This is a genomic window from Pseudomonas cichorii, from assembly GCF_015471405.1.
Taxonomy (GTDB): domain Bacteria; phylum Pseudomonadota; class Gammaproteobacteria; order Pseudomonadales; family Pseudomonadaceae; genus Aquipseudomonas; species Aquipseudomonas serbiensis.
In genome coordinates, this window is record NZ_BLVZ01000032.1 from 1 (window position 1) to 2,396 (window position 2,396).

At 66.4% G+C, this 2,396-nt stretch carries 1 protein-coding gene; it reads left to right on the plus strand.

Annotation, left to right across the window (positions count from 1 at the left end):
• The coding region (locus JL015_RS27455; RefSeq protein WP_374063563.1) for a beta strand repeat-containing protein at positions 1–2,396 on the plus strand (2,396 nt) is incomplete at both ends.

Here is a 2,396-nt window from a genome sequence, read left to right on the forward strand (position 1 = left end):
CAGACGCTGACCAACACTGGCGGTCAGATCCTTGCGCAACAGTTACTGACCCTCGACATCGCCAAGACCACCAACCGAGCGCAAGGCGTGTTGTCCGGCAAGACCGGCCTGACCCTGACCGGCACCTCACTGGACAACACCGGCGGCGTGCTGCTCAGCCCGCACGACCTGAGCATCGACCTCTCGGACACCCTCGACAACAGCCAGGGCCTGATCAGCAGCGAAGGCAGCCTGACCCTCGACGTCGGCAGCCTGACCAACACGGCGGGCAGCGTGTCCAGTGCCGGCAAGCTGACCCTCGACAGCGCCGGCGCGATCCTCAACCAGGGCGGCGAACTGGTCACCGATGGCGAGCTCGACCTGGACAGCACCGCTCTCGACAACAGCCTGCAAGGCACCGTCAGCGGCAAGGGCCGGGTCACGATCGACACCGGCGACCTGAACAACAGCCAGAAGGGCCGGATCAGCAGCGGCGAGCGGATGGACCTCACCGCCGCCAAACTGACCAACCACGACGGCAGCATTGCCAGCAGCCAGGCACTGGTTGCGAGCGTCAGCAGCCTTGAACAACAGAAAGGCAGCCTGACCAGCGCCACCTCCCTGAGCCTGGACGTCAACCAGGGCCTGCTCGATAACCAGGGCGGCCTGATCAACGCGCCCGGCACCCTGCTGCTGAAAAACCTCGGGGTCGTGCTCAACCAGGGCGGTGAGATTTCCAGCGCCCAGGCCTTCACCCTCAAGGCCCTATCGCTGGACAACAGCGGCGGTACGCTGCTGAGCAACCAGTTGCTGACCCTGCGCATTGCCCTGGCCCTGAACAACGTCAAGGGCCTGATCGCCGCCGCGGGTGTCGATGCCACGGCCGCCACTCTGGACAACACCGGCGGCACCCTGACCAGCCGCAATGGCCTGGAACTTACCGTCACCGGCCAGCTCACCAACCGCGACAACGGCCTGATCAACGCCGCCGAAACCTTGAAGATCACCTCGGGTGACCTCAACAACCGCACAGGACAACTGCTGGGCACTGCCGCGCTGACCCTCGACAGCGCCGCCCTCGACACCGGTGCCAACGGCCTGATCAACAGCCGTGGCACCCTGAACATCACCGCCGACAGCCTGAGCGCCGACACCGGTGGCGAAGTCTCCGGGCTCGGGGCCATGACCCTGGTCCTCAACGCGATCTCCCTCAATGCCGGTCGCCTGATCGGCAATGCCGGGCTGAGCGTCGACCTCAACGGTGCGGACCTCAACAACCGCGCCGGCCTGATCACCGCCACAGGTCCCTTGACCCTCACGCGGGTGCGAAACATCAACAACCAGGGCGGTGAAATCTCCAGCGCCCAGAGCTTCACCCTGACCGGCCAGACCCTGGACAACAGCGGCGGCCAGCTCATCAGCAGCAACCTGCTGACCCTCAACGCCGACAGCCTGCTCAACCAGAACGGCCTCATCTCCGGCTGGCAAGGGCTGGACGTGACCGCCACCTCCCTGGACAACCGCAACCGCGGCACCCTGTCCAGCCGTAACGGCGCGGTGGACGTGGACCTGAGCGGGGCCCTGCTCAACAGCAGCAATGGCGCGCTGGTCAGCCAGACAGCCCTGACCGTGACCGCCGACAGCCTCGACAACCGCGGCGGCATCCTCTCCAGCGGCGCGGCACAGACCCTGACCGTTACCGGCCTGCTGAACAACAGCCAGAACGGCCTGATCGACAGCGGTGCGGACCTCGCGATCACCGCCAACGCCCTCGACAACAGCGCGGGCACGATCACCAGCCCGGGCAAGGCCACCCTCGACCTGATCGGCGCCCTGACCAACAGCGGCGGCACACTCGCCAGCGGCGCAGACTGGCTGCTCAAACGCAGCAGTGCCGTCCACAACCAGGGCGGGCAACTGATCAGCCAGCGCCTGATGACCCTCAACACCGGAACTCTGGACAACAGCAACACCGGCACCGTCGCCGCCAACGGCACCCTGCTGATCACCGCCACTGGCAAGGTCCTCAACCACACCGACGGCCTGATCTACAGCCAGAACGCGGGTGTGGAACTGGACGCCGCGAGCCTGGACAACACCCGGGGCGCGGTACAAGGCCAAAGCACCCTCAAGGTCGAAGTGGGCGAGGGCGTCGATAACCTCAACGGTCGCCTCATTGCCCAGAACGGAGACCTCACGGTCGAAGCCGCCAGCCTCGACAGCCGCGGCGGCGTGCTGTCCAGCCTCAAGGGATTGTTCACCGCCCAGATCACCGGCGTCCTGAGAAACGGCTACGACCTCGCAGCCAACCGCCAGGGCGGCGTCATCCAGGGCCAACGCCTGAGCCTGACCGCCCTGGGCGGCTTCGACAACTACGGCGGCCGCGTCTCGGCCAGCACCGGCGAAGCCCTGCTCAC